This window comes from Bacillus sp. VT 712 (assembly GCF_001614195.1).
Lineage (GTDB): Bacteria > Bacillota > Bacilli > Bacillales > Bacillaceae_H > Priestia > Priestia flexa.
The window spans coordinates 1-5250 of the sequence record NZ_LWBK01000071.1 but is presented as its reverse complement, the minus strand read 5'-3'; the positions used below and the strand labels follow the sequence as shown (position 1 = coordinate 5250).

4 protein-coding genes are annotated in these 5250 nt (G+C 36.2%); 1 reads left to right on the top strand and 3 read right to left on the bottom strand.

The features are described from left to right. Nucleotides 1-330: 330 nt before the first annotated feature. Nucleotides 331-1704 (bottom strand): NCS1 family transporter, encoded by a 1374-nt coding sequence (locus A2U94_RS19590; protein ID WP_061784927.1) that lies wholly within the window; start codon nt 1702-1704, stop codon nt 331-333. A gap of 283 nt (nt 1705-1987) precedes the next feature. Beyond that, nucleotides 1988-2869, bottom strand: a complete 882-nt coding sequence (locus tag A2U94_RS19585) for a M23 family metallopeptidase (protein WP_025911818.1) — start codon at nt 2867-2869, stop codon at nt 1988-1990. Nucleotides 2870-3008: 139 nt separating this feature from the next. Here A2U94_RS19585 and A2U94_RS19580 point away from each other — a divergent pair, with 139 nt between their 5' ends. Further along, nucleotides 3009-4055, top strand: a complete 1047-nt coding sequence (locus A2U94_RS19580) for a hypothetical protein (protein ID WP_062954778.1) — start codon at nt 3009-3011, stop codon at nt 4053-4055. A 43-nt stretch (nt 4056-4098) separates the two neighbouring features. Here A2U94_RS19580 and A2U94_RS19575 read toward each other — a convergent pair whose 3' ends face one another. Next, complete coding sequence (locus tag A2U94_RS19575) at nt 4099-4737, bottom strand: uridine kinase family protein (protein ID WP_062954777.1); 639 nt, start codon at nt 4735-4737, stop codon at nt 4099-4101. Between the last annotated feature and the right edge of the window lie 513 nt (nt 4738-5250).

Sequence of the window (5250 nt, the reverse complement as noted above, 5' to 3'; positions counted from 1 at the left end):
CTTCTTTGTATAGGAATTTAATTGATAGCTTTCAACCAATTCCTCGAGTTTTGTGGAGAAAATCGGTGAAAACCATTGTTCAAATGATGTTTTTCGTGTAAACTTATCCATGCTTATTGTCCTTTATTTTGGATTTGGATGGTTTATTACCACCCAACCATTATAAAGGATTTTTTTGTGCATGAATAATATTGCAGAAAATTCAGATTTATAAAGGGCTTTGAATTATTTTAATGCGACGCTAGTGAAATTCTCAATAAATTTTTATCTTTTATTAGTAAACTTTCACTAAACACACTAAAATCCAGGTAGGAGTTTCCCTACCTGGATTCAGCTCGCTTCTTCACGTTTTAATGGGGCTGAATGACGGAATGTTTGATTAAGCCCTTCTCTTACATACTGCTCATGCTTCATGATCCATGTTTTCATTAACACAACATACACAAGGGCTGCAGGAATTAAACCTAAAAACCACGAAAGTTCCACGTTAATAAACGCGAGAGACGTTCCAACAATTGTGGCGATAATAGCGGCAGGATTCCACCCTTTAAATGCCATAAATAGTTTACCTTCATATAGCGGAGCCACATTATAATTACCTTTATGAATAAAGTAAAAGTCTGCTACCATAATCGCAAAAATCGGACCTAAAAAAGCTGAAACAACTGCGATAAATGTTAAAAATAATGAATCCGTCATAATAAACCATGGACACGTTACTACTCCTAGTACTCCGACAATTACGCAGGCTTTTTCCCATGAGATTTTAAATAAATCCATTGCCACAAGTACTGGAGGCATGATATTAGCTACTAAGTTTGTTGTAACTTGGGCTAGAGCAATAAAGATTAACACAATAATACTGGCTACTACATTCGAAATATGATTTGAGATAATATCAACAGGATTCCAGACGCCGACGGCCGCTGCTCCTAAAATGCCGACGAATGGCAATAAAATCATCGGTGGAACAATCCCTACAACGTGAGCTCCTACAAACGTACCAGCTGAAGATTTACGTGGGAAGTAGCGAGTGTAATCTGAAATATTAATGAGCAGTGCAGCAAATTGACCGATTAACACCGTCATCGCAAGCCAAAATGGAATTCCCCAGGAACCCTCGGTGTTAGCGACTTTCTCAACTTCGAATCCAAAGGTGGATAAAAAGAGAAAAATCAAATACACAACGCCCAGCATAATAATGACAGATCCTACAATTTCAATCCACTTAATCGATTGAATGCCTTTAGCTGATAGGAAGATTTGGAGCGCTTGAAATGCAAAAAACCAGACCCAAACGTTATCAAAACCGATAAGTCCCATAAACACTTGGTTCAGCGCCTGAGCCCCCAGCCAAGATTGGACTCCATACCAGAATAACGCGGGGACCGCTCGCATTAAAGCTGGAATTCGAGAACCTACCGGACCAAAGGAAGATCTAAGCTGAACAACCATTGGAATCCCGTGTTTCCATCCTACTCGTCCATTTAACGCAAATAACAAAGCAGCGAGAATATTCGCTAGAATTAAAGCGATAAAAGCTTGCGTCAAATTCAACTTCCCAAAAGGTGGAATTAAACTTGAACCTAACATAAATGAACCAACCATTACGGCATCTCCCCACCACATTGCCACATACGCTTTTGGACCTAAAATACGATATTTCTCGTGCGCAATTGGACGTAAATCAGCGTTTTGTTCCATTTATTACTCATCCTCCTAAACCTAACTTTTTGTGTTATAAAATATAACATCTAGTTTTTTTAGTTTACAGGATGATTATTGTTAATTCATCGGAAAAAGAATGAATTTTCAGTTTTTTATTTGTGTATTTTCAACAAAAGAACTACTACCTCTGTGTAAATAATGACTCTTTTGAAGGAGTTTTCGTGTTTCAATGATTGTACAAAAAAAGCCGTCATAACATAACGGCCTTTCCAAACAATTATCGTAAGTAATAATGTTAGATTATTTTATTCGTTCACTTTCAGCTAAAAGTTGGAATGACGTAGTCGCCACGAATTGGTTCCATACCATTTTTAAACTGAATTTGCAGCGACTCGCTTGTAAAGAGATTATGACCATTCATAACTTGAAAGTGAATATGAGGCTCTGTTGAATTACCTGAATTTCCACAGCTTCCAATCCACTTCCCTTCATAAACAAGATCTCCTTCTTTTACTAAAATACTCCCTTGTTTAAAGTGCGCTAATAAACTATATTCGCTGTTTCCGTGGTCAATTATCACATAGTTCCCCGCTGGGTGTTCGGTATCCACATCACCGATTGGGTTATCTTTTAACCCATCCACTACCGCAACGACCTTCCCTTCAGCCGGCGCAACTACTTTTTGGTTAAATGCATAGTAGTCTTCTAGTTCATCACCATATTCTTTATACGTGCTTTCATCACGGTGAATAACTAAGTCATACGCATAGCGCTGTGAAATAATTAGATAATGATAGTTTAACAGCGCGTTTGTACCTCCCCATAGTACAAACCATTCTTGGTTAATTGGCATTCTATATGTACGCGACGTTTTGCATATGTTCGCTTGTTGTTCAATTAGCTGAAGTTCCAAACCAACAATTGTCCCATTCTCCTCAACGAATAGGCTAATTCCTTTACGCTCCTTACTATCAATCCAGATATATTGTTGAACAGACGATGAGATTGACAGAAGTGTTTCTAAGCTATATTTCTCAACTCCTTGATTGAACTCTTCGCTCATATGTAAAAAGTCTGTGAACGGTACTTCTAACTGAAATTCTTCGCTTAATTGATGATAAATAATAGCAAACTCACCAGCTAAAAAAAACTCAGCAAACTCTTCGATTTGAAATTTTGTTTTAATATGCTTTTGTTTCATTACATTATTCCCCTTTTCAACACACGTTGTTTATCTTTTTCTTTCTTATTTAGTAATACGAATTTCAAGTTTAAAAAGTTTCTTATTTTGTAAAATTTATCTATGTTTTTTCTGGTATGATGAAGAAGAGGTGAAAATAATGAATCTATTTATAATGAAACGAACAAATGTGATTCTTCTTTTAATCGGACTGATTATGTGTGCAAACTTCATTGTTTATCGTACTTCAGCGTTCGGCCCTGTCCCTAATGAAGTAGTCATTGGATCTTTGCTTGACTTTTTAATGGTTATCCCGCTCTTACTTTATGTTTTCATCTTTAGACAAAAACCTACTCTCCACCATTTCATTGGAGTCATTAGCATACTCTCTATCCTTGCATACATAGCGATTCCAAAGCCTTACTTTACACACTATTCATTGACATCCTACTTAATTTTTATAATTATAGGGCTACTTACAATAAGCGCATGCTTGTATCTGTATCGCTTTCTAAGCATTCTACCTTTGTTGAAACGTTCTTATTTAGCAGAAGCTACTAACTACGCTCTTTTCCCAATAAACCTTGAAAAAGCCCTAGAGACAACCTTTCACAACTTAAAGACATCACCTTGGTGGCTGCATGACCTTTCCATCTTGTACTACACTTGTTCATTTAAAAAGAAAGTACATGTAAATGGCAGTTCATTTTCATACCATAAAAGCGCAAATGGAGTGGCTCTAAACCTGGTCATTATTCATGCTATTGTGTTAGAAACAGTCGGTGTCCATTACTTTTTACATCAATGGAGCCCAACTCTCTCAATGATTCTTTTACTCCTAAATATATACGGGATTGTATTCATGATTGCCGAAATTCAAGCCATTCGTCTTTCTCCGTATGTCTTAACAACAAAAGAGCTGATTTTACAAACAGGCTTGACTAAAAGAGCCATCATTCCATTAGCTACGATTAAGGAAATTAAATGGTATGACGGCGCTGAAACGTTCACGAAGGCTGAGCAGGCTCACTTATACGATGCAAGGCTAAATGACTTTGTTCCAGAAAAGCCAACCTTTGAAATTCAACTCCACCAAAAGCAAACGCTAACTTTACCATACGGAATAACGAAAGAAATAGATCGAATTGTTTTAAACGTGGATGACAAACATACTTTCTATACCGAGGTATTGAAATGTATTAAATAGCAGCTGAAAGAAGCACTGGAATAACCATGTGCTTCTTTCGATTTTATTTGCTTTTTTCAAGTATAAAATTCTCGTTTGAGTTTTTGATAACAATATCAAAGTCCCTGTGATACGCGTGCATAAATACATCATATTGAATTCTACGTTCTTGATGAGTCCTCCTTAAATAATCGAGGTCCATTCCTCTTTCAAACACATCGCGTTCACTTCGTCTCATTAGCTCAGTTTCTTCATTCGTATATAGATAGATGGTCCTATCATATAAATTCAAATTAGTGAAGGCTACACTCATTCCTTCTATAATACTTATTCTTTTCCGCGCAGAAATTAGAATACTCTCTAAATAATGTGTTCCTATTGTATAAAAATCAAATGAGCTTCTAATCATTTGAACATCTCTTTCTAAAACATTCCGATGATGAGCAGAAGGATGACAAGCCGTTATCTTGCCCTCATGTCGTTCTCCCTTATATTCATAGCTTATGAGAGTCTGCTTCCTAAGATTAGAATCAACAATATAAGGATCCGTATTGATATAATTAACTTCGTCCTCTCCAAGAAGGTGGATAAGCTTCTTCGCAAATGTTGTTTTTCCAGATGCACCGTGACCTGATATACCAATTATCATCTTTTTATTCTTACACTTAATTAAGCTAGCTACGTCTCGTACAATCTGATCCATAATCTCCTCCACGTTTTTTGATTTTATCAACCTATAAATAAAGCGCTTTCTTATTTTATCAGTATACAATACATGTTAATAGACTAAAGAAAAAAGCTGAGAATACATACACTCCCAGCTTTTCTACTCATATCTTTTTAACAAGAATCTTTTATTACTTCACCTTAATTGCCTCTTCACCATATACTTCACCCTGATCCTTTTTAAATAACCTGGCTGGGTATGCAAAATAATAAACAACTGAAGCAGCAAAGATTCCTACAATATTCCTGAATTATTCATACCCAAATACAAAATCCCACAGGAAAGGCGATTTATCGGCTTTCCTGTGGGATTCTCTTTTTCACTAAAAAAATGAAAAAAGAATCCATTTCTGTTAAGGTTAAATCGACTAAGAACTAACCAAAAGAAAGGATTCTTCTCATGATTAGATTACCGCAAACAACACTTCATTTCAATCACCAACTCAAATTAACTCACGATGGAGGCGAACTTTCTTCCGATACTGGCCAA